Annotated in this window: 19 protein-coding genes; 3 read left to right on the forward strand and 16 right to left on the reverse strand. The window is 72.9% G+C overall.

The window, feature by feature from the left end:
* Nucleotides 1-9: 9 nt before the first annotated feature.
* From FKD65_RS06985 to FKD65_RS07030, 10 genes are all read right to left on the reverse strand, one after another.
* Complete coding sequence (locus FKD65_RS06985; protein ID WP_141576704.1) at nucleotides 10-354, reverse strand: ferredoxin family protein; 345 nt, start codon at nucleotides 352-354, stop codon at nucleotides 10-12.
* The gene (locus tag FKD65_RS06990) at nucleotides 351-1,901 is read right to left on the reverse strand and encodes an FAD-binding protein (RefSeq protein WP_141576705.1); all 1,551 of its coding nucleotides are present in this window, start codon (nucleotides 1,899-1,901) and stop codon (nucleotides 351-353) included. The genes FKD65_RS06985 and FKD65_RS06990 overlap by 4 nt, the downstream gene beginning before the upstream one ends.
* Entirely contained in the window at nucleotides 1,898-2,869 is a 972-nt protein-coding gene (locus tag FKD65_RS06995) for an ABC transporter substrate-binding protein (RefSeq protein WP_168220972.1), read from the reverse strand. The genes FKD65_RS06990 and FKD65_RS06995 overlap by 4 nt, the downstream gene beginning before the upstream one ends.
* Nucleotides 2,870-2,907: 38 nt before the next feature.
* Complete coding sequence (locus tag FKD65_RS07000) at nucleotides 2,908-3,252, reverse strand: ferredoxin family protein (protein WP_141576707.1); 345 nt, start codon at nucleotides 3,250-3,252, stop codon at nucleotides 2,908-2,910.
* Entirely contained in the window at nucleotides 3,249-4,817 is a 1,569-nt protein-coding gene (locus FKD65_RS07005; protein ID WP_141576708.1) for an FAD-dependent oxidoreductase, read from the reverse strand. Before FKD65_RS07005 ends, FKD65_RS07000 begins: the two co-directional genes overlap by 4 nt.
* Nucleotides 4,814-5,563, reverse strand: a complete 750-nt coding sequence (locus tag FKD65_RS07010) for an ABC transporter ATP-binding protein (RefSeq protein ID WP_205718577.1) — start codon at nucleotides 5,561-5,563, stop codon at nucleotides 4,814-4,816. Before FKD65_RS07010 ends, FKD65_RS07005 begins: the two co-directional genes overlap by 4 nt.
* On the reverse strand, nucleotides 5,560-6,408 hold the full coding sequence (locus FKD65_RS07015; RefSeq protein ID WP_240810001.1) for an ABC transporter permease: 849 nt from the start codon (nucleotides 6,406-6,408) through the stop codon (nucleotides 5,560-5,562). Before FKD65_RS07015 ends, FKD65_RS07010 begins: the two co-directional genes overlap by 4 nt.
* A gap of 460 nt (nucleotides 6,409-6,868) precedes the next feature.
* Nucleotides 6,869-7,342, reverse strand: a complete 474-nt coding sequence (locus tag FKD65_RS07020; protein ID WP_141576710.1) for a flavin reductase family protein — start codon at nucleotides 7,340-7,342, stop codon at nucleotides 6,869-6,871.
* Complete coding sequence (locus tag FKD65_RS07025) at nucleotides 7,339-8,511, reverse strand: LLM class flavin-dependent oxidoreductase (RefSeq protein WP_141586491.1); 1,173 nt, start codon at nucleotides 8,509-8,511, stop codon at nucleotides 7,339-7,341. Before FKD65_RS07025 ends, FKD65_RS07020 begins: the two co-directional genes overlap by 4 nt.
* A gap of 56 nt (nucleotides 8,512-8,567) precedes the next feature.
* Entirely contained in the window at nucleotides 8,568-8,726 is a 159-nt protein-coding gene (locus FKD65_RS07030) for a hypothetical protein (protein WP_205719015.1), read from the reverse strand.
* Between the two features lie 102 nt (nucleotides 8,727-8,828).
* Between FKD65_RS07030 and FKD65_RS07035 the strand changes: the two genes are divergently transcribed.
* The gene (locus tag FKD65_RS07035; RefSeq protein WP_240810002.1) at nucleotides 8,829-9,374 is read left to right on the forward strand and encodes a LysR family transcriptional regulator; all 546 of its coding nucleotides are present in this window, start codon (nucleotides 8,829-8,831) and stop codon (nucleotides 9,372-9,374) included.
* Here FKD65_RS07035 and FKD65_RS07040 read toward each other — a convergent pair.
* A complete protein-coding gene (locus FKD65_RS07040; protein WP_168220973.1) occupies nucleotides 9,361-12,039 on the reverse strand; it encodes a LuxR family transcriptional regulator in 2,679 nt (892 codons plus the stop codon). The genes FKD65_RS07035 and FKD65_RS07040 overlap by 14 nt on opposite strands.
* A gap of 396 nt (nucleotides 12,040-12,435) precedes the next feature.
* On the opposite strand from FKD65_RS07040, the gene FKD65_RS07045 reads away from it, so the two are divergent.
* Nucleotides 12,436-13,101, forward strand: a complete 666-nt coding sequence (locus FKD65_RS07045) for an O-methyltransferase (protein WP_141576712.1) — start codon at nucleotides 12,436-12,438, stop codon at nucleotides 13,099-13,101.
* A 61-nt stretch (nucleotides 13,102-13,162) separates the two neighbouring features.
* On the opposite strand, the gene FKD65_RS07050 is transcribed toward FKD65_RS07045, so the two are convergent.
* From FKD65_RS07050 to FKD65_RS07075, 5 genes are all read right to left on the reverse strand, one after another.
* Nucleotides 13,163-14,245 carry an HAD family hydrolase gene (locus FKD65_RS07050; protein WP_205718578.1) on the reverse strand — a complete coding sequence of 361 codons (1,083 nt, stop codon included), beginning with the start codon at nucleotides 14,243-14,245 and terminating at the stop codon, nucleotides 13,163-13,165.
* A 13-nt stretch (nucleotides 14,246-14,258) separates the two neighbouring features.
* The gene (locus tag FKD65_RS07055) at nucleotides 14,259-15,374 is read right to left on the reverse strand and encodes an acyl-CoA dehydrogenase family protein (RefSeq protein ID WP_141576713.1); all 1,116 of its coding nucleotides are present in this window, start codon (nucleotides 15,372-15,374) and stop codon (nucleotides 14,259-14,261) included.
* Nucleotides 15,358-15,702 carry an acyl carrier protein gene (locus tag FKD65_RS44785; RefSeq protein ID WP_205718579.1) on the reverse strand — a complete coding sequence of 115 codons (345 nt, stop codon included), beginning with the start codon at nucleotides 15,700-15,702 and terminating at the stop codon, nucleotides 15,358-15,360. Before FKD65_RS44785 ends, FKD65_RS07055 begins: the two co-directional genes overlap by 17 nt.
* The gene (locus tag FKD65_RS07070) at nucleotides 15,702-16,565 is read right to left on the reverse strand and encodes a 3-hydroxyacyl-CoA dehydrogenase family protein (RefSeq protein WP_141576714.1); all 864 of its coding nucleotides are present in this window, start codon (nucleotides 16,563-16,565) and stop codon (nucleotides 15,702-15,704) included. Before FKD65_RS07070 ends, FKD65_RS44785 begins: the two co-directional genes overlap by 1 nt.
* Before the next feature lie 188 nt (nucleotides 16,566-16,753).
* On the reverse strand, nucleotides 16,754-18,307 hold the full coding sequence (locus FKD65_RS07075) for an MFS transporter (protein ID WP_141576715.1): 1,554 nt from the start codon (nucleotides 18,305-18,307) through the stop codon (nucleotides 16,754-16,756).
* Between the two features lie 140 nt (nucleotides 18,308-18,447).
* Here FKD65_RS07075 and FKD65_RS07080 point away from each other — a divergent pair, with 140 nt between their 5' ends.
* Entirely contained in the window at nucleotides 18,448-19,203 is a 756-nt protein-coding gene (locus FKD65_RS07080) for a TetR/AcrR family transcriptional regulator (RefSeq protein ID WP_141576716.1), read from the forward strand.
* Nucleotides 19,204-19,232: the final 29 nt, after the last annotated feature.

A 19,232-nucleotide genomic window follows, 5' to 3' on the forward strand; every position in this document is an offset into this window, starting at 1 on the left:
GGGCCGGGGTCAGGGGGAGGAGCTGAGCCGCTCGGTGAAGATGTGGTTGCGGTCCGCGCGGCTGCCCGGGGTGCGGCCGCCTCCCCAGCCGACGATGCGGCGGTAGTCGCCGAACGCGCCGGCCAGCGCCTCCTCGTCGGTGTGGGGGGAGCCCTCCGGAGCCGGGCCGCTGAAGGGCGCGACGTAGAGGGCGTCCGTCGGGCAGTGGGCCTCGCACATGAAGCACGTCTGGCAGTCGCTCTGCCGGGCGATCACCGGGAGGCCGTCCGCGCCCCGGTCGAACACGTCCGTGGGGCAGACCTTGACGCACACGTCGCACCGCACGCAGCGGGCCGCGCTCACCACCTCGATCACGCCTTCGCCTCCCGGGGTTCGGCGGCCGTCCACGGCTCGTCCAGCCCGCCGACGAGCCGGCGGTGCTCGTATCTCCGGCTTCGCGGAAGGTCCTCCAGCCGGTGCATGCCCCGGGACTCGGGTCGGGCCAGCGCGGCGCGGTAGCTCCACCGGGCGTGCGCCGTCATCGCCGCGGCCGACCTCGCGCGGAGCCGTTCGCGGCCGGTGCCCGCGATGCCCTGGGAGGTGATCCGCTCCCACAGGGCGTCCAGCGAGGCGAGGGAGCCGCGGAGCCCGGCCCGCGTCCGGAAGAGGTTGCGGTCGAGCGGCAGCGTCTCGGCCTGCACGGCGCGGATGACCGCCCGCGCGTCGAGCCGTCCGGGGCGCAGGCCCGCGCGTCCGGCCGGGACGGCGCGCGGGCGCGCCCGCCCCACCGCGAACGCGGCGGCGCCGCGGCCGGCCCAGGTCCCCGAGGAGATCGCCCACGCCCCGTTGTACGCGCCTCCCCCGCTGACGGCCCCGGACACCAGTTCCCGCGTCGCGACGTCACCGGCGGCGTAGAGGCCGGGGACGGTCGTGGCGCAGTCATCGTCGACGATCCGCAGGCCGCCCGTCCCGCGGACCGTGCCCTCCAGCACCATCCGCAGCCGGTACCGGTCGCGGAACGGATCGATTCCGGCCTTGTCCAGCGGCAGGAAGTAGTTCGGCTGGGCGCGGCGCATCGCCTCGCGCAGCTCCGGGGGCGCCTTGTCCAGCCGCGCGTACACCTTCTCCCCCGCCGCGAGCCGCTCCGCGACCCGGAGCCTGGCGCCGAGCGGGTCCGGCACCTCGATCACGCCGCCGTCCTCGGCGTAGTACGTCGCGAACTGCATCATCAGGCCCTTGGTGTGCGAGCCGTGCGCCGGGGAGAACGCGTAGGCGTTGGAGAACTCCATGCCCGACAGCTCGGCGCCCAGTTCGGCGGCCATCAGGTGCCCGTCGCCGGTGTCGACGTTGGTGCCGAACGCGCCGGACAGGAACGCGCAGCCGCCGGTGGCGAGGACGACCGCCGCCGCGCGGACGGTCCAGGCCTCCCCGCCCTTCTGGCGGGCGACGCCGGACGCGCCCGCGGCGGCGCCCCCGTCGTCCACGAGCAGCCGCAGCGCGGGGTGGTGGTCGAGGATCGTCACCCCCGACCTGTGCACCCGGCGCCGCATCCGCTTCATGTACTCGGGCCCCTGGAGGCTGCCCCTCCGCTCGACCCCGTCCTCGTAGACGGGGAACGGGTACCCGAAGGAGGCGAGGTCGTCGACGCGGCGGTACGTCTCGTCGAGGACCCGTGCCATGGTGCGGCGGTCGGCGAGCCGTCCGCCGCGTTCGAAGCGCTCCTCGACCGCCCGTGCCCGCGCCGCCGCGTCCGGAGGGACGTACCAGAGGTTGTTGCCGCCCGATGCGGTCGGCCCGCTGGTGCCGCAGTAGCCCTTGTCCGCGAGGACGACCCGGGCTCCGGCCCCGGCCGCGGCGAGCGCCGCCCACGCCCCGGCGGGACCGCCGCCGAGGACGAGGACGTCGGTGTCGAGCACGGTCATGGCCTGGCCCCGGGCGCCAGCCAGGAGTCGAGCGTGTAGTCCTTCTTGATGAGCGCCTGCTGGACGAGGAACGTCTTGGTCCCCTCCAGCAGCTTCAGCCCCTCGGCCGGGAAGGGCTCCTCGGGCAGCTGGTCCTTCAGCGTGGTCTTGATCGAGATGTCGGCGGCGTACCCGCCGGTCTCGGCGACGTAGGCGGTGTAGCCCGGCCAGTCGGCCTTGGCGGCCTGCGCGGCCTTGGTCTCGGCCTTCTGCCACACCTGGACGATGTCCTTGTGCCCGGCCAGGTACTTCTCCGTCACGACGGTGACGGACGTGCCCAGCAGGTCGGGGTGGTCGCGGGAGGCGATGTCGATCGACTTGTAGCCCTTCTTCTCCTGCGCGGCCTGGTCGGCGGCGACGAGGCCGCCCGCGTCGATCGAGTTCTTCTCCAGCGCCGCGATGATCGCCGGCGTGTACATGTGGATGATCTCCTTGGGCTTCACCCCGGCCTGCTCCAGCGCGCCGAGCAGGTAGCGGTGGATGTAGGAGCCGGTCTGGACGCCGATGCGCTTGCCCTCCAGGTCCTTGAGGGACGCGGGGCCGCCGTCCTTCTTGGCGACGATCGCGGCGTCCAGGCGGATCGAGTTGAGCGACAGCAGGCGGGTCGGCAGGCCCTGGCCCCGGCCGATGAGGGCGGGGGTGTCCCCGTACTGGCCGATGTCGAGGGAGCCGCCCGCGAGGGCCTGGTTCAGGTCGGGGCCGTTCGGGAACGTCGCGACCTTGATCTTGGTGATGCCGGCGGCCTTCAGCTCCGGCAGCAGCTCGCCGCGCTGGTCGAGGAAGCCGACGGCGCGGGTCAGCTTGTTGCCGACCCCCGACCCGATCACTCCGATGCGGAGCGTCCCGGAGCCGCTGTCGGCCTCGGAGGAACCGCACGCCGCCGCGGCGAGGACGAGGAGGCCGGCGGCCAGAACTCTGGGAAGTCTCACTTTGTCGCCTTTCACGGGGATCTAGCTGTTGCGGTGTCTCAGGAGGTGAGGGGCGCGCCCGCCCGGCCGAGGGACGGGCCGACCGCGAGCCTGGCGCCGGGGGTCCGCCCCCGGCCCCAGCCGATCTGCGCGCGGTAGGCGCCGAGCGTCCCGTCCGCGGCCAGCGCCGCCTCGTCGGGCGGCTCGGGCAGCGCGTGCGAGCGCGGGTCGACGAACAGGGCGTCCACCGGGCAGTACGCCTCGCACATGAAGCAGGTCTGGCAGTCGCCCTGCCGGGCGATGACGGGGATGCCGTCCGGGCCGCGGTCGAAGACGTTCGTCGGGCAGACGTCGACGCACTTGTCGCAGGCGATGCACCGCTCCCGCGAGACGATCTCGATCACGACGCCACCGCCGCGGACTCCGGGCGCGTCCAGACCTCGTCGAGGCCGCCGGTGACGAGGCGGTGGTGCTGGGCCGGGTCCTGGCCCGGCAGGTCCTGGCGCTTGTGCATGCCCCGCGTCTCGGTGCGGGCGAGAGCGGCCCGGTACATCCAGCGGGCGTGCGCGGTCATCGCGGCCGCCGAGCGCGCCCGGACGATCCCGCCGCCCTCCTCGCGGAGCGTGCCGCGCAGTTCGCGCCACGTCCGGTCCAGGACGTCCAGCGCGGGCGCGATGCGGTCGCCGTGCCGCAGCAGGTTCTTCTCGTAGGGCAGCACCTCGCCCTGGACGGCGGCGACGTAGCCGGCGTGGCCGCCGGACGCGCCGCCCGACGGCCTGACGCCCGCCTCGCCGAGGGCGTGCACGGTCCGCGTCCCGGCGCGCCCGCCCAGTCCCGCGGCGTGCCGGGCGGCGCCCTGCCCCGCCCAGGTGCCCGACGACATCGCCCACGCGGCGTTGTGGCTGCCGCCGCCGGTGAAGCCGCCGCAGACCAGCTCGCGGGTGGCGGCGTCGCCCGCCGCGTACAGGCCGGCGACCGAGGTGGAGCAGTCGGCGCCGGTGATCCGGATGCCGCCGGTGCCGCGGACGGTCCCCTCGGCGAGCAGCGTGACGGGGAACAGGTCCGTGAACGGGTCGATGCCCTGGCGGTCGAACGGGAGGAAGAAGTTCGCCTGCGCGAGGCGCATCGCCCGCTGCTGGTCGGGCGTGGCCCGGTCGATCCGGCACAGGACGGGCTCGCTGAGCAGCGTCCGGGCGATCACCGACCGCCCGCGCTGGCTGCCCGCGCCCTCCAGCACGGTCCCGTCCGCGTGGTAGAAGGTGGCGAACGAGTAGAACGCCGTCTTGGTCACGGAGGTGAAGGCCGGGGCGATCGCGTAGGCGTTGGAGAACTCCATGCCGGACAGTTCGGCGCCCGCCTCCGCCGCGAACAGCGCGCCGTCCCCGGTGTTGACGTCGCAGCCCAGCGCCTTGCTGAGGAAGGCGCACCCCCCGGTGGCGAGCACGACCGCTCCCGACCTGACCTGGAACGGCCTGTCGTCGCGCAGGCGGTACCCGGCGGCACCGGCGACGGCGCCGGCCTCGTCCGCGAGCAGCTCGGTGACGGGGCTGTGGTCGAGGACCCGCACCCCCGAGCGGCGGACCCGCACGCGCATCCGCCGCATGTACTCCGGTCCCTGGAGGCCGCGCCGGATCTGGCGGCCGTTCTCGTCCACCGGGAACGGATACCTGGAGATCTCGGCCAGCTCGTTCATGTTCGCGTAGGTCTGGTCGAGGACGCGGGCCATCCACCCGCGGTCGGCGAGGTAGCCGCCCAGGCCCTCGCGGCTAACCATGGCCGCCTCGCGGGCCTCCGGGTCCGGCTCGACGTACCAGACGCCGGTGCCCGCCGACGCCGTGGCGCCGCTCGTCCCGAGGTACCCCTTGTCGGCGAGGACGACGTCCGCGCCGGCCTCGGCCGCCTTGATCGCGGCCCACGCTCCGGCGGGGCCGCCGCCCGCGACGAGCACATCGGCGGTCAGGTCGGTCATGGTGCCTCCTTGGCAGTGGGGGTCTTTCGAGCGGAGCGGACGGGTCGTACTCCGAGCCCGTCCAGCAGGTCGCGCCGCAGCGCGATGAACCCCGGATCGTCCAGCGACCGGGGGCGGGGAAGGCCGACGGCGTACTCCCGTTCGATCCGGCCGCCCGCGAGCAGCAGCGCGCGGTCGGCGAGCAGGAGCGCCTCCTCGACGTCGTGGGTGACCAGCAGGACCGCGGGCCGGTGCTCGGCCCACAGGTCGGCGACGAGCGCCTGGGCGTTGAGCCTGGTGAGCGCGTCCAGCGCCCCGAACGGCTCGTCGAGCAGGAGCAGGTCGGGCGTCCGCACCAGCGCGCGGGCCAGCGCGACGCGCTGCGACTCGCCGCCGGACAGGGTGAGCGGCCACGCGTCGGCGCGGGCCGTCAGCCCGACCTCGGCCAGCGCCGCCTCGGCCCGATCGCGGAGGCCGCGCCCCCGCAAGCCGAGCACGACGTTGTCCCACACCCGGCTCCACGGGAGCAGGCGGTGCTCCTGGTAGACGACGGCGTGCCTGCCCGGGACGGTGATCTCGCCGCTCCCCTCGCCGTCCAGACCGGCCAGCGCGCGCAGCAGCGTGCTCTTCCCGGAGCCGCTCGCGCCGAGCAGCGCGACGAACTCGCCGGGCGCTATGTCGAGGTCCACGCCGTCCAGGACGGTGCGCTCGCCGAACACCCGCCTGAGGCCGCGGACGCGCACCCCCTTCGCCACCGTCGTCGTCATCGCGCCACCAGTCCCCTGCGCCATGCCAGGGCCCGCCGCTCGATGAGCCGCACCAGCAGGTCCGTCGACACGCCGAGCAGCGCGTAGACCACGAGCACCAGGAAGACCGTGTCCATCTGCAGGAACTGGGTGGCCTGGTTGATGACGAAGCCGATCCCGCTGGCCGTCGCGGACTGCTCCACGACGACGAGCGTCAGCCACGCGACGCCGAGCGACAGGCGCAGGCCGACGAGGATCTGCGGGAGCGCGCCGGGCAGGATGACCTTCCGGATGAGGCCGAGGCGGCCGAGCCCGCAGGTGCGGGCCGACTCCACCAGCCGCTCGTCCACGCCCCGGATGCCGTGGAACACGTTGATGTAGAGCGGGAACACGACACCGACCGCGATCAGGCCGACCTTGGACGTCTCGCCGATCCCGAACCAGATGATGAACAGCGGGACCAGCGCGAGGTGCGGGAGCATCCGGACCGCCTGGACCGGCGCGTCGATGACGTCCTCGCTCACCCTGAACAGCCCGGAGAGCAGGCCGAGGACGAGGCCCGTCGGCAGTCCGATCGCCAGGCCCTTCAGGACCCGGACCAGCGAGACCCCGAGGTTGTGGAAGAGCTCGCCCGAGGAGGCCATCTCCCAGCCGCGGACGGCGACGTCGCTGGGCGGCGGGGTCGTGCTGCCCAGCCAGCCCGCGCGGGCGCCGGCCTCCCACAGCGCGAGGACGACGACCAGGCCGCTGACCTTGCGTGCCCGGCGCAGCAGGGACAGCAGCACCGTCCCCGAGCGGGCGGCGGCCGCGGGCGGCGCCGCCGCGGGGATCGCCGAGCGGGGCGGGTCGAGCAGGTCGGTGGACATGCGGCACCTCCGGAAGAGGGGAACGGAAGGAAGGCGGCGGGAATCCGGCACGGGAGGACGGCCGGTGGGAAAGAGGGGGAGGTTCGCCGGTCAGTGGCGGCGGCGCACGAAAGAGCGGCTCAACAGGATGCGCTGCACACGCGAAGCAGGTCGACGTGGCGCCTCGCCACCAAGACCATCGCTGCGTTCATGTCCTCAGCATGCACTCGGCGGCGCCGCCTGGGAAGCCCCCAAAAAGTCGCCTTCACCTGCGCAGACGTCATCCGGGGAGGCATTTTCCGATAAAACCTACCGTTTTACCTGGGAATATGCGGGTTTCGGTCCTCCGGCCCGCCCGGCCAGACGGTTACGCAGATCACACCCCCCGGGAACCCCGTGGCGGACGGACCGTGACGCTCCCTCTACGGACGGTCCGACCCGCCGTCCACCATGTGGACGCGCGGGTCGGGCGGGCCGCGACTCAGCCGAGCCTGCGGAAGGCACTGGCGTGGAAGACCAGCGGGGGCACCTCGGGAGCCGCGTCCAGATCCTGGACCCGGAACACGACGATGTCGTGGTCGCCTGACCGGACCCGCTGCTCGACGGTGCAGTCGAACCACGCCGCCGCGCCCTCGACGAGCACGCAGCCGTCGGCGGTCGAGCGCCACTCGACGCCGGCGAACCGGTCGCCGGTGCGGCCGCCGAGGCGCCGGCCGACGTGCTCCTGGTGGGCACCGAGCACGCTGATGCCGATGCGGGGCAGCGCGCGCAGCCGCGGCCACGTGGTCGAGGTGTGCGCGACGCACACCGACACCAGTGGCGGATCCAGCGAAACCGGGACGAACGAGCTGGCCGCGATCCCGGCCGGACGGCCGTCCACGAGCCCCGCCACCACCGCGACGCCCGTCGGGTAGGCGCCGTAGACGCGGCGCAGTTCCGGCTCCACCGCGGTCATGCCGGCACCTCCTCCGGCAGGAACGCGCCGTGCCCGGTGCCGGTGGTGCCGGTGCCGTGGAACAGTCCGCGCCGGACGAGGCAGGGAAGCACTCCCTCCCCGAACCAGTACAGCTCCTCCAGGTGCGGGTACCCGGACAGCACGAACTCCTCGATGCCGGCGTCGGCGTACTCGGCGATCCGGTCGGCGACCTCGGCGTGCGAGCCGACGAGGGCCGTCCCCGCGCCGCCGCGGACGAGGCCGACCCCTGCCCACAGGTTGGGCGCCGCCTCCAGCGCGTGCGGGTCGCGCCACGTGCCGTCGGCGCGGGCGTGCTCGTGAAGGTCGCGCATGCGCCGCTGCCCGGTGGACTCGCTGCGGGCCAGGACGGCCTGCGCGGCGGCGACCGTCTCCTCGCCGAGCGCTTCGACGAGCCGGCCCGCCTGCCGCCATGCCTCCTCGGCGGTGTCGCGGGTGATGACGTGCAGCCGGACGCCGAAGCGCGGCTCGCGGCCCCGGGCGGCCGCGAGCTCCCGGATCCATTCGACCTTGCGGACGACCGCGTCCACCGGCTCTCCCCAGGTCAGGTGGACGTCGGCATGCTCGGCCGCGACCGGTCCCGCCGCGGGCGACGATCCGCCGAAGTACAGCGGCGGCACGGGATCGGGCAGGGTCGGCAGGCGTGCCGCCTCGATGTCGAGGTGCGCGCCGCGGTGGGTGACGGTCTCCCCGTCCCACAGCCGCCGCACGACCGACAGGAACTCGTCACAGCGCGCGTACCGCTCCTCCTTGGACAGGCGGTCGCCGTAGGCGCGCTGCTCGTGGGCCTCGCCGCCGGTGACGACGTTCAGCGAGAGCCGTCCGGGCGCGTGCGCCGAGAAGGTGGCGGCCATCTGCGCGGCGAGCGTCGGGCTGACCAGGCCCGGGCGGAACGCCACCAGGAACGCCAGCCGCTCGGACTCGCGCGCCAGCATCGCCGTCGTCAGCCAGGCGTCCTCGCACCACGCGCCGGTGGGGGTGAGCGCGCCGGTGAAGCCGAACTCCTCGGCGGCGCGGGCGATCGACGACAGGTGGCCGATCGAGGCGCGCCGGTCGCCGGCCGCGGCTCCGGCGGGCTGCCCGTGCCCGCCGCCCGCGACGAAGCGCGAGTCGCCGTAGGTGGGCAGGAACCAGTGCATCGTAAGGGTCACGGTGTGCCTTCCTTCTTCCCGGCCCGCCTCGCGGAGGGCCGGCCGTGGGACCTGGTTCAGAGCTGGCTGTCCTCGGCTAGGACGGCGAGTTCGCGGTTGTACTCGTAGCCCCAGTCCGTGCGCTGCTCGATCCCGCTCACGACCAGGCCGCCGCTGACGTTCGGCACCCGGCAGGCGAACTTCGGCGGCCTATTGTCGATATTCCCTACAGACATAGTTAGGATTGTGAGGTGCCGTCCCGCCGCCGGTCAATGTGGCGTTCGCGACGGGGCGATAAGGAAACCTGTCACCGCCGGAGGCCCGATGCGGATCGAACAGTGGAATGCGTCGCCGCCGTCACGCGCCTCGGCTCCATGCGCCGGGCCAGCGAGGCGCTGCACCTGTCCCGGCCGGCGCTGAGCCAGACGATCAGCGACCTCGAGCGCGAGCTCGGCGTCACGCTGCTCGACCGCCATCGCGCCGGAGCCCGGATCAGCGCCGGCTGCGGTCGGGCTACCTCATGCACCGCTACGTCCACCGCCTGCTGGACGGGCGGGAGCCGTCGTTCGCCTACTCCGTCGACGGGCGCCGAGATGGGCAAGATCATGATCGCCGAGGGACTCGGCGTCACGCTGCTGCCCGACTACAGCGTCGCCGGCGACCCGCTCGAGCTCACCGGCGTCATCACCCGCCTGGAGACCGAGGGGCCGGGCGTCCTCCTCGTCGCCGAGCACGCCCGCACGCGCCACCTTCCCGGCCATGTCGACCGGATGATCCGCCTGCTCCGCTCCCAGGCCGCCCGGCTGCTCGGGGGCGAAGGCGAGGACGGTGACGCTCTGGCGGCGCCGCCGGTGAAGCCGGGGCCGGCGTTCAGGAGTTGCTGACCAGATCGGTGATGGCGATGACGATCCCGGATTCCACGATGTCGGCGAGCTGGCGGCGGCCGCTCACGCCGAGTTTGCGGTACACCCGCGTGAGGTGCTGCTCGACCGTGCTGATGGTGATCCACAGTTTGCGGCTGATGTCCCGGTTGGAGTGCCCCGACGCCGCGAGCACCGCGACCCGCCGTTCCGCCTCGCTGAGGATGTGCTCCAGGGGGTCGGCGCCGGGCTCCGGCTCGGAGCGCCGGGCGATCCCGGTCCCGGGCTCGCCGTGCAGGCGGTGGAGCACGGCCTTAGTACGTTCCAGCTCCAGGGTGTCGCCGACCCGCTCCAGCTCGTCGGCCGACTCCCGCAGGAGGTCCGCCCGGCGGGCGGGATCGCCGGCCTCGGCGAACACCCGCAGCGCGACCCCGCGGAACCGCGTGCGGGGCGAGTCGTCCAGGTAGAGCGACATGAGGTCCCGCGCCTCCTCCGCCCTGCCCAGCCTCAGCTTCGCCTCGGCCATCCCGATCTCGATCGGCGCGAGCGCGGACACGTCCAGCCGCCTGTCCCGCACCGCCCGCTCGCAGGCGTGGAGGTCGGCGAGGGCGGCCAGCGGCGACCCGGTGGCCAGCGCGTACCGCGCGCGGGCGAAGAGGTAGCGGACCCCGACCGTGGTCGCGTACATCCCGTCAGGGACGAGGTACCGCAGCTTCTCGGCGGCGGACGCGTGCTCTCCGCGCGCGCCGTCCGCCTCGAGGAGGCAGGCCATCGGGTAGCCGACCAGGACGCCCCACTCCTGGGGGCGCAGCAGTGAGAGCGCCGCGGTCGCCTGGAGCGAGGCGCCGCACGGGTCGCCCGCCAGGAGGGAGATCTCCGAGCGGACCGCGTTCAGGAAGGCCCGCCAGGTGGTGCCCCGCCGCCGCTCGGCCTCGGCGATCAGCAGGTCGCACCATTCGGCCGCCAGCCTGGTCTCGTTCCCGTGCGCCAGCGCGACCAGCGCCGTCGCCAGCGCCTCGATGGAGACGTCGCTGAGCGGGCAGTTCTGGAGGATGTGGCCGGCGCCGTCCACGACCTCTCTGCTTCCTCCGCGGGACCACAGCGAGCCCATCGCGTCGGCGACGACCGTCCAGGGCTCGCCCGAGGGGGTGAGGAGCTCGTGCATCGCCTCCCGGGCCGGGCCCCCCGAGGGGCCGTAGTACCAGGCGAGCCCGAGCCGCAGCTCCGCGGCGGTGCGGGGGTCGAGCATCGCCTCGTCGGCCACGAGCTGCTTCAGGGCGCGCTCCACCGCGTCGGAGTCGCCGCGCCACAGGCCGTTGCGGATCTCCGTCCTCGCCTCGCGCGGAGTGCGCGGCTCCAGCCGCGCCGTGGTCCGGGCGACGGCCAGGTACGCCGCGGAGGCGCACGGGTTGACCCGCCAGGTCACCTCGGCGAGCGACTGCACGAGCGCGACGCGTTCGACCTCGTCCCGGCCCGATCTGAAGGCGAGCTCCAGGTAGACCTCGGCGCGTTCGGGCCGGTCGGCGGCCATCGCCTCGCCCGCGGCGTCGCGCAGGACCTGCATGGCCCAGCCGCCTGGGGCGCTGTCGGCCGAGACGAGGTGGTCGGCGACGGCCATCACCGGCGCGCCGCGCTGGTACAGCAGTTCGGCGGCGCGCAGATGCATCCAGGCCAGCTCCCGGGGGGCGAGGCCCTCGCGCACCGCCGAGGCGACGGGCTCGTGGGCGAACCGCCCGTCCGCGTACAGTCCCGCCGCGGTGAGGATCTGGACGACCTCGCCCGTGTACTCGACCCTGGTCCGCAGCAGCCTGGCCGCAAGTGACGGGTCGGCGTGCTCGCCCAGGATCGCGAGCACGCGGGCGACCTCCAGCAGCTGGGGCTCCCAGCGGTGCATCACCGCCAGCGCCGCGCGGCCCGTCTCCGGGCCCGGCACCGGAAGGCCGCGCTCGTCGCACACGCCGGTGCGGTAGTCCTCGATGAGGGCCCTGACCACCATCGGGTTGCCGCCGCTCAGCTCCATCAGGCGGGGGACGAGCCTCGCCGCCTGCTTGGCCCCCACGGCCTCGGCGGCCATGCGGGCGACCGCGTCCCGGGGCAGGCCGCCGAGCCGGATCTGCTTGTACGGCCTGCGGGCCAGCTCGGCGCAGAAGGCCGAAAGGGTCTGCTTCGGCCGGTCCCAGACGTTGAGCACGACGGTGATCGGCGCCCGGCCGATTCGCTGGTGCAGGCGGAGCAGGAACCGCAGAGAGGCGCTGTCGGCGAACTGGACGTCGTCCACGCAGATCACCACCGGCCGCTCGCGTGCGCGTTCCAGGAACAGGGCGCAGGCCTCCCGGACGAGCGAGTCGGTCATGGTGGCCGCCTCCGCGATCCCGTCGCGGCGACCGCCCCCGGCCGGCGCGCTCGGGACGCCCTCGGCGGCGAAGGCCTCGGCCTCGCGCACCAGCCCGGCGCTGCAGAGCAGCTGATCGATCACACCGCCGCGCAGGGGCCGCTCGGACAGCGACCCGGTCGCGCTGAAGGTGAGGGCGCCGGCCTCCCCCGCCAGGCGCACGAACTCCCTCAGGAGTTCGGTCTTGCCGCTGGCCATGCCCCCACGGACGAGAGCCAGCGCGCCGTCTCCGGCGACCGCGCTCTCATAAAGGTCGACTAAGACCTCTAATGCCTTTCCGTGCCCCCGTCGTATCACAGCCGGTTTCCTCCACGACGTGCTTGCCAAGATCGCAATCAGAGCGCGGCTTCGTACACCACTGTCCGCCCGGCACGCAGGATAACCGCGGACATCCTCGACAGGGAAGCATAAAAACCACTACCGAGAGTTGCGATCGAGGCACTTTAAGGTATATACAGCAGAGGCTGTGAGGCGGATATGCCCGCAACCTCAGGCAATCCTGAGACGTTGAGTGAGCGGCGTCGGACCTTCTCTGTCCGCATCTGGCCTACCCCCCCTTGACCAAGCAAGTCGCCGCGATAGGGGTTCCGGTTCAGTTGGAAATCCTCAAGGATCGGCGCATGAGCACCGTGGACCCGGGAGCCCTCGAGAAGGGAGGCGGGATGTGACCCCCATCACATCCCATGCGAGCCGATGGCCAACCAACTCACCGGCACCGGCGAACTACTCGCCTACATCCGGGACGTTTCCCTCCGCGACGATCCCCTGCTGCGCGAACTGCGCGATTGCACCGCCGAACTCCCCGCGGGCGGGGCCCTCCAGGTGATGGCGGAGGAAGGCCAGTTCCTCGGGCTCCTCGTCGGCCTCGCGGGTGCGTCGAGGGTCCTGGAGCTGGGGACCTTCACCGGTTACAGCACGCTGTGCATGGCACGCGCGCTCGCCCCTGGCGGACGCCTCCTGACCTGCGACATCAGCGACAGATGGACCTCGATCGCGGCACCGTTCTGGGAGCGGGCGGGCGTGGCCGACCGCATCGAGCAGAGGATCGGGCAGGCGGCCGCGCTGCTCGCCGAACTGGCCGCCGAGCCCGGCGGGCCGGGCTCGTTCGACGTCGTCTTCATTGACGCCGACAAGGTCAATTACGCGGCCTATTACGAGGCGTCGCTGACGCTGGCGCGGGCCGGCGGACTGATCGTCTTCGACAACACCCTCTTCTTCGGCAGGGTCCTCGATCCGGCCGCCCGCGACGCCGACACCGAGGCGATCAGAAAATTGAACAAACAACTATTTCAAGATGAACGTGTAGATATCTCGCTTCTTCCGTTCGCCGACGGGATAACGCTCGCCCGGAAGCGCTGAATGATCGGTTCCGCATCCCAGAGAACCGGGATACGGAACCGATCTCCAACCGGATGGCCGGTCAGCGGGCCCCGGCGAGATCCGGAGCGACCAAGGTCATCGTTCCGGGGTCGGGAGGCGGGGCGGGAACGAGGTGGAGCCGGTCCACCTCCGGGTCCGGAAGCTCTTCCGCGAGCGACTCGAGGCATTGGCATCCGTCATTCCCGTACCCGGCGAACCGGTAGGCGATCTCCATCATCCGATTGCGTCCGGTGGGCCGGAAATCGGCCGCCAGGTGAACGCCGGCGCGGTGCGCCTCGCCCGCCAGCCAGTTGAGCAGAACCGCCCCCGCACCGAAGGAGACCACCCGGCAGGACGTCGCGATCAGCTTCAGATGCCAGACCGGCTCGTGGAACTCCAGCAGCACGACCCCGACGGCGCCGTGCGGACCGAACCTGTCGCGCATGGTGACGATGAGGACCGCATGGCCCGGATCACCGATGAGGTCCCGGAGCCGCGCGTCGGAGTAGTACACCCCGGTCGCGTTCATCTGGCTCGTCCGCAGGGTCAACTCCTCCACCCGCGCCAGGTCCTCCTCCCCGGCCCGGCCGATCGTCATCACCAGGTCCAGCGTGCGGAGGAACTCCTCGTCCGGGCCGGGGAAGGCGTCGCGGTCGGCCTGGCGCCGGAAGGACGCCTGGTACATCTGGCGGCGGCGCCGCGAGTCCGCGGTCACCGCCCGGGGCTTGAACTCCGGGAGGCTCGCCAGCGAGCCCGCCAGGTCGGCCGGGTAGCAGCGCACGTCGGGCAGGCGCAGTTCCACCTCCGCGCGCTCGGAGGGCAGGTCGTCGACGAAGGCGACCGTCGTGTAGGCGAAGTTCAGCTCGTCGGCGATCGCGCGGACCGAGTCCGACTTGCGCCCCCAGCCGATCTTCGGGAGCACGAAGTACTCGGCGAGGCCGAATTCCTCGAGCCTCCCCCACGCCTCGTCGTGCTCGTTCCTGCTCGCGACCGACTGCAGGACGCCGTGCTCGTCGAGCGTCCGGACGGTGCGCCGGACCTCGTCCGCGACCCGCAGGTCGTCGCCCTCCAGCAGGGTGCCCTTCCACAGGGTGTTGTCGAGGTCCCAGACCAGGCACTTCACCATCGTCGGCTCGTCGGTCACGGCCGCTCCCCCGTCATCCCGTCGCCACGGCGTGCTCGGCGAGGATCAGCTGGCAGATCTCGCTGCTGCCCTCGATGATCTCCATCAGTTTCGCGTCGCGGTACGCGCGGGCCACCACGTGCCCGTCGTGGGCCCCGGCCGACGCCAGCACCTGGACGGCGGACGCGGCCCCCTTCACCGCCTGGCTCGCACCGGTGTGCTTGGCGAGGATCGTGGCCACGACGAGGTCGGCCGAGCCCGCGTCCCAGCAGCGGCTCGCGTGCTCGCAGATCCGCGTGGCCGCCTGCTCCGCGACGAACAGCTCCGCCAGATGCCTCGCCACCAGCTGGTGTTCGGCCAGCGGCCTGCCGAACTGCCGGCGCTTGGCGGCATGCCGGGTCGTCGCGCGCAGGCACGCGCGCAGGATGCCGACGCACCCCCAGGCGACCGACATCCGCCCGTAGGCCAGGGCGGTGGTCACCAGCATGGGAAGCGAGTAGGACGTCCCGCCGAGCAGGGCGTCCAGAGGCAGCCGCACCGAGTCGAGCGTCACGTCGGCGTGCCCGGCGGCGCGGCAGCCGAGCGGGTCGCCCACTCGCCGCACCCGCACCCCGGGGGCCGTCGTCGGGACGACGACGGCGCCGGCGCCGTCCTCGTGGTGTCCGACGATGACGAGGAAGTCCGCGTAGCAGGCGGCGGTCACCCAGACCTTCGCCCCGTCCACCACGAGCTCGCCGTCCTCGCGCCGGATCGTGGTGGTCATGGCCGACAGGTCGCTGCCGGCGCCGGCCTCGCTGAACCCGATGGCCGCCAGCCTGCCCTGGACGAGGTCGCTCAGCAGCGCCTGCCGCTGCCCGGAGTCCGCGAGGCGGCCGATCGTCCAGGCGGCCATGCCCTGCGACGTCATGACGCTGCGCAGGGAGCTGCACAGGCTGCCGATCCGCGCGGTGGCCTCACCGGTGTCCAGGCTGCCCGCGCCGATGCCGCCGTACCGCGCGTCCACCTGCGGGCACAGCATTCCCCGGGAGCCGAGGTCGCGCAGCAGGTTCCGGGGGATCGAGCCGGCCCGGTCCCATTCCTCGGTCTGGTCGCCGACGAGCATCACCAGCCGGTCGAACTCGTCGGCCAGGCGCTCAGCCGTCGCCGTCATCATCGCCACGCAGACGCCGGACGAGCGCGCTCATCCGCTCGATGGTCCGGAAGTTGTCCAGCTTGAGGTCGGGGCCCACGATGACGACGCCGTAGAGCTGCTCCAGGTGGACGACCAGCTCCATCGCGAACATCGACGTCACGAGCCCGGAGGCGAACAGGTCGTAGTCGATCGCCACCGTCGTCTTCGTCCGGGTCTCCAGGAACCGCGTGAGCTCCTCCTGGAGGTCCTCGTCGGTCGCGGGGCCGGCCTGCCCTCCCGCTGTCGTCCGGTCCGCGGTCGTCCGGTCCGGGCTCGTCCGGTCCGTGGTCATCCGGTCCGTGGTCATCACGATGCCTCTCGGTAGTCGAAGAACCCGCGGCCGCTCTTGCGGCCGAGGTCGCCGCGGCGGACCATGTCCAGCAGCACGTCGCAGGGCCGGCAGGCCGGGTCCCCGGTGCGCTCGTACAGGGCGCCGAGCGAGTCCGCGAGGTTGTCCAGGCCGATCAGGTCGGCGGTCCGCAGCGGTCCCGTGGGATGCCCGAGGCACCCGCGCATGAGCGCGTCGACCTGCTCGGCGGTCGCGGTCCCCTCGCCGACCAGCCGCGCCGCGCTGTTGATCATCGGGTGGAGCAGCCTGCTGGTGACGAAGCCCGGTGCGTCGCGGACCACGACCGGCGTGCGCCCGAGCCCGGCCAGCAGCGCGCGGACGGCCTCGAGCGTCCTCCCGCCGGTCTGCGGGCCGCGCGCGACCTCGGTCATCCCGATGAGGTAGGGCGGGTTCATGAAGTGGGCGCCCACCAGGTCCGCGGGCCGGGGCAGCCACCGCGCCATCTCGTCGATCGGGATGCCCGAGGTGTTGCTGATCACGGGGGTCCCCGGCGGGACCGCCGCCATGGCGGCGGTGAGGGCCTTGGCCTTGTCCTCGGCGTTCTCGGTGACGGCCTCGATGACCGCGGTCGCGGCGGCGGGAGCGGGGATCTCGGTGGCCCCGGTCAGCTCCGCCGGGGACCGGCCCTCGGGTAACGCGTCCATGAGCTGGGCGTGCCGCACCTTGGTCCGGACGGCGGCCGACGCCGCCGCGAGGCGGGCCGCGTCGACCTCGACCAGGGTCACCGGGACCCCATGGCCCAGGGCCAGCGCCGCGATCCCCGAGCCCATGGTCCCGCCGCCGAGCACGAGCAGCCGGTGAGCGCCGCCGGCGGTCGTCATCGCACCTCCCGAACGTGCCGCACGAGTCCGGCGCGCACCCCGGCGGCGTCCGCATTGCCGGCCGGTTCCCGCCAGGACTCTCGCAAACTAACCAGACGAATGATCACCGACAACCCCTAAGATTGAGCCCCGAATAGGGGCTGGATTTCCCGGATCCACCGGCCGCCCCCGAATGGGCGAGCGGTGTTTCATTTCCGCGCGGGTTCCGCGTCGGGCCGCGGTACGGGTGCCGCGGCGGGCGCCCGGCGCAGCAGCACGCTCACGCCGACCGCCAGAGCGGCCACCACGAGGATCCCGGCGAGCGCCGCGATGTTCATGCCGGCGGTGAAGGCCTCGCGCGCCTGGCGCAGCAGTCCCGAACCGGCGCCGCCGGGCATGGCCTCCGCGACCGCCTTGGCCGCGGCGAGCGTGCCGCGGGCCGACCGCACCGCGTCGTGTGGCGCGCCCGGCACCGCGATGTCGGCCATCCGGTGGTGGTAGACCGACGCGCCGATGCTGCCGAGGACGGCGAGGCCGAGGGCGCTGCCGAACTCGTCGCTCGTCTCGGCCACGGCGGAGGCCGCGCCCGCCTGCTCCGTCGAGGCGGCCGTCAGCACCAGGTCCGCGACGATCGGCGCGGTGATCATCACGCCGGCGGCGAGCCCGCCCGCACCGACCAGGACCACCCACAGCCGGGAGTCGGCGTCGACCTGCGTGACCACCCCCAGCCCGGCCGCGATGACGGCCAGCCCGGACAGCAGGATCGGGCCCGGTCGCACCTTGTTCGACACCGCCACCGAGGCCGACATCGCGACCATCAGCGCGGGGAACGCGGTGAGCGACCACAGGGCGGCGGTCAGCGGGCGCATCCCCAGGACGAGCTGGAGGTACTGGTTGGTGAACAGGCTCGTCCCGGTCAGCGCGAACGTCGCCACGATCTTGATCAGGACGGAGGAGCTGAACACCGGGCTGGAGAACAGCCGCAGGTCGATCAGCGGGTTCTCGTGGCCGAGCTGCCGCCGCACGAACGCCGCGGCCAGCGCCAGCCCGACGAGCAGGGCGGCGGTCGCCGACGCGCTGTAGCCGTCCACCGCGAGCTTCTTGATCCCGTAGATGGTGCAGAGCACCGCCGCCAGCGACAGCACCGCGCCGAGCATGTCGAAGCGGGCGGGATCGGCCGGCCGGTACTCCGGCAGCAGGAGCGGGCCGAGGAGCAGCAGCAGCGCCATCGCCGGGATGTTGATCAGGAAGGCCGAGCCCCACCAGAAGTGGTTCAGCAGGAAGCCGCCGACCACGGGGCCGAGCACCACGCCGCCGGTGAACGCGCCGGTCCAGACGCCGACGGCGCTCTTGCGCTGCTTCTCGTCGTGGAACATGTTGCGGATCAGGGCGAGGGTGGAGGGCATCAGCGTGGACCCGGCCAGCCCGAGCACCCCGCGCATGGCGATCAGCATCGCCGCGCTTCCCGCGTAGGCGGCCCCCGCCGAGGCCGCCCCGAACGCGGCCGCCCCGATGAGCAGCAGCCTGCGGCGGCCGATCCGGTCGCCCAGCGCGCCCATCGTGATCAGCATGCCGGCCAGCACGAAGCCGTAGGCGTCCATGATCCACAGCTGCTGGGTGGCGGAGGGCCGCAGCGCCGCGCTGATGAACGGCAGCGCGAAGAACAGCACGCCGATGTCCATCGAGATGAGCAGGCACGGCAGGGTCAGGACGGCGAGGCCGACCCATTCACGCCGGCCCGCCCTGTTTTCGGTTTCGCTCATATACGTCGCACCTTCTGCACCATGGCAAGACGCCGCGTCATCTAACGCTTATAACATACACTAATTAGCTTGTGGCATACACAAACGAGTTTATGATACATACATGGCGGGGGAGGCCGTCAACCCTCCAGAATGAAGGGATGACAGTGGACGAGACGGGCGAGGAGATCCTGCCGGCGAGCATCGCGATGGCCTGGGGCCTGCAGGAGCGGCCCGGCCGGGGCCCCAAGCGGGGCCTCAGCCTGGAGCGCATCATCGCGACGGCCATCGACGTCGCGGACACCGACGGGCTCACCGCGCTCTCGATGGGACGCGTGGCGGCCGACCTCGGGGTGACCACCATGGCGCTGTACCGCTACGTCGGTTCCAAGGACGAGCTGCTCATCCTGATGACCGACAGCGCGTACGGGCCTCCCCCGCCGGCGGCCGAACCGCGCGAGGGCTGGCGGGCGGCGCTGTCCGCGTGGGCACGGGCGCTGATGGACGCGTTGCGCGCGCACCCCTGGGTGCTGCGCGTCCCGGTGGACGGCTATCCCGCCGCGCCGAACCAGCTCGCGTGGCTGGAGGCCGGGCTCGCCTCGGCCGAGGGCACCGGTCTCGACGCGGGGCAGCGGCTCTCGACCGTGCTCACGCTCACCGGCTTCGTGCGCAGCCAGGCCGCGCTGAGCACGGACGTCGCCAACTTCGCCTCCGCCGAGGGCAAGTCCGACCAGGAGGCGACGTCGGCCTACGCGCGGCTGCTGGAGAAGCTCGTCACCCCTGCCCGGTTCCCCGCGCTGACGGCGGTCATCATGGCCGGGGTCATGGACCGCCAGGAGAGCGCCGACGCCGAGTTCCTGTTCGGGCTGGAGCGCTTCCTCGACGGCATCGCCGTCCTGGCGGACTCGCAGGCCTGACGGCGGCGGGCGTCCGGTCCGAGGGGCCG

Origin of the sequence: Actinomadura sp. WMMA1423 (assembly GCF_006547145.1) — a bacterium.
In the GTDB taxonomy this organism is placed as follows: domain Bacteria; phylum Actinomycetota; class Actinomycetes; order Streptosporangiales; family Streptosporangiaceae; genus Spirillospora.

Bases quoted from the DNA above. Each gene is read 5' to 3' on its own strand.
- FKD65_RS06990 (WP_141576705.1), bottom strand. From the start codon at position 1,901: ATGACCGTGCTCGACACCGACGTCCTCGTCCTCGGCGGCGGTCCCGCC.
- FKD65_RS07005 (WP_141576708.1), bottom strand. From the start codon at position 4,817: ATGACCGACCTGACCGCCGATGTGCTCGTCGCGGGCGGCGGCCCCGCC.
- FKD65_RS07010 (WP_205718577.1), bottom strand. From the start codon at position 5,563: ATGACGACGACGGTGGCGAAGGGGGTGCGCGTCCGCGGCCTCAGGCGG.
- FKD65_RS07015 (WP_240810001.1), bottom strand. From the start codon at position 6,408: ATGTCCACCGACCTGCTCGACCCGCCCCGCTCGGCGATCCCCGCGGCG.
- FKD65_RS07020 (WP_141576710.1), bottom strand. From the start codon at position 7,342: ATGACCGCGGTGGAGCCGGAACTGCGCCGCGTCTACGGCGCCTACCCG.
- FKD65_RS07030 (WP_205719015.1), bottom strand. From the start codon at position 8,726: ATGTCTGTAGGGAATATCGACAATAGGCCGCCGAAGTTCGCCTGCCGG.
- FKD65_RS07045 (WP_141576712.1), top strand. From the start codon at position 12,436: ATGGCCAACCAACTCACCGGCACCGGCGAACTACTCGCCTACATCCGG.
- FKD65_RS07055 (WP_141576713.1), bottom strand. From the start codon at position 15,374: ATGACGGCGACGGCTGAGCGCCTGGCCGACGAGTTCGACCGGCTGGTG.
- FKD65_RS44785 (WP_205718579.1), bottom strand. From the start codon at position 15,702: ATGACCACGGACCGGATGACCACGGACCGGACGAGCCCGGACCGGACG.
- FKD65_RS07070 (WP_141576714.1), bottom strand. From the start codon at position 16,565: ATGACGACCGCCGGCGGCGCTCACCGGCTGCTCGTGCTCGGCGGCGGG.
- FKD65_RS07075 (WP_141576715.1), bottom strand. From the start codon at position 18,307: ATGAGCGAAACCGAAAACAGGGCGGGCCGGCGTGAATGGGTCGGCCTC.
- FKD65_RS07080 (WP_141576716.1), top strand. From the start codon at position 18,448: ATGACAGTGGACGAGACGGGCGAGGAGATCCTGCCGGCGAGCATCGCG.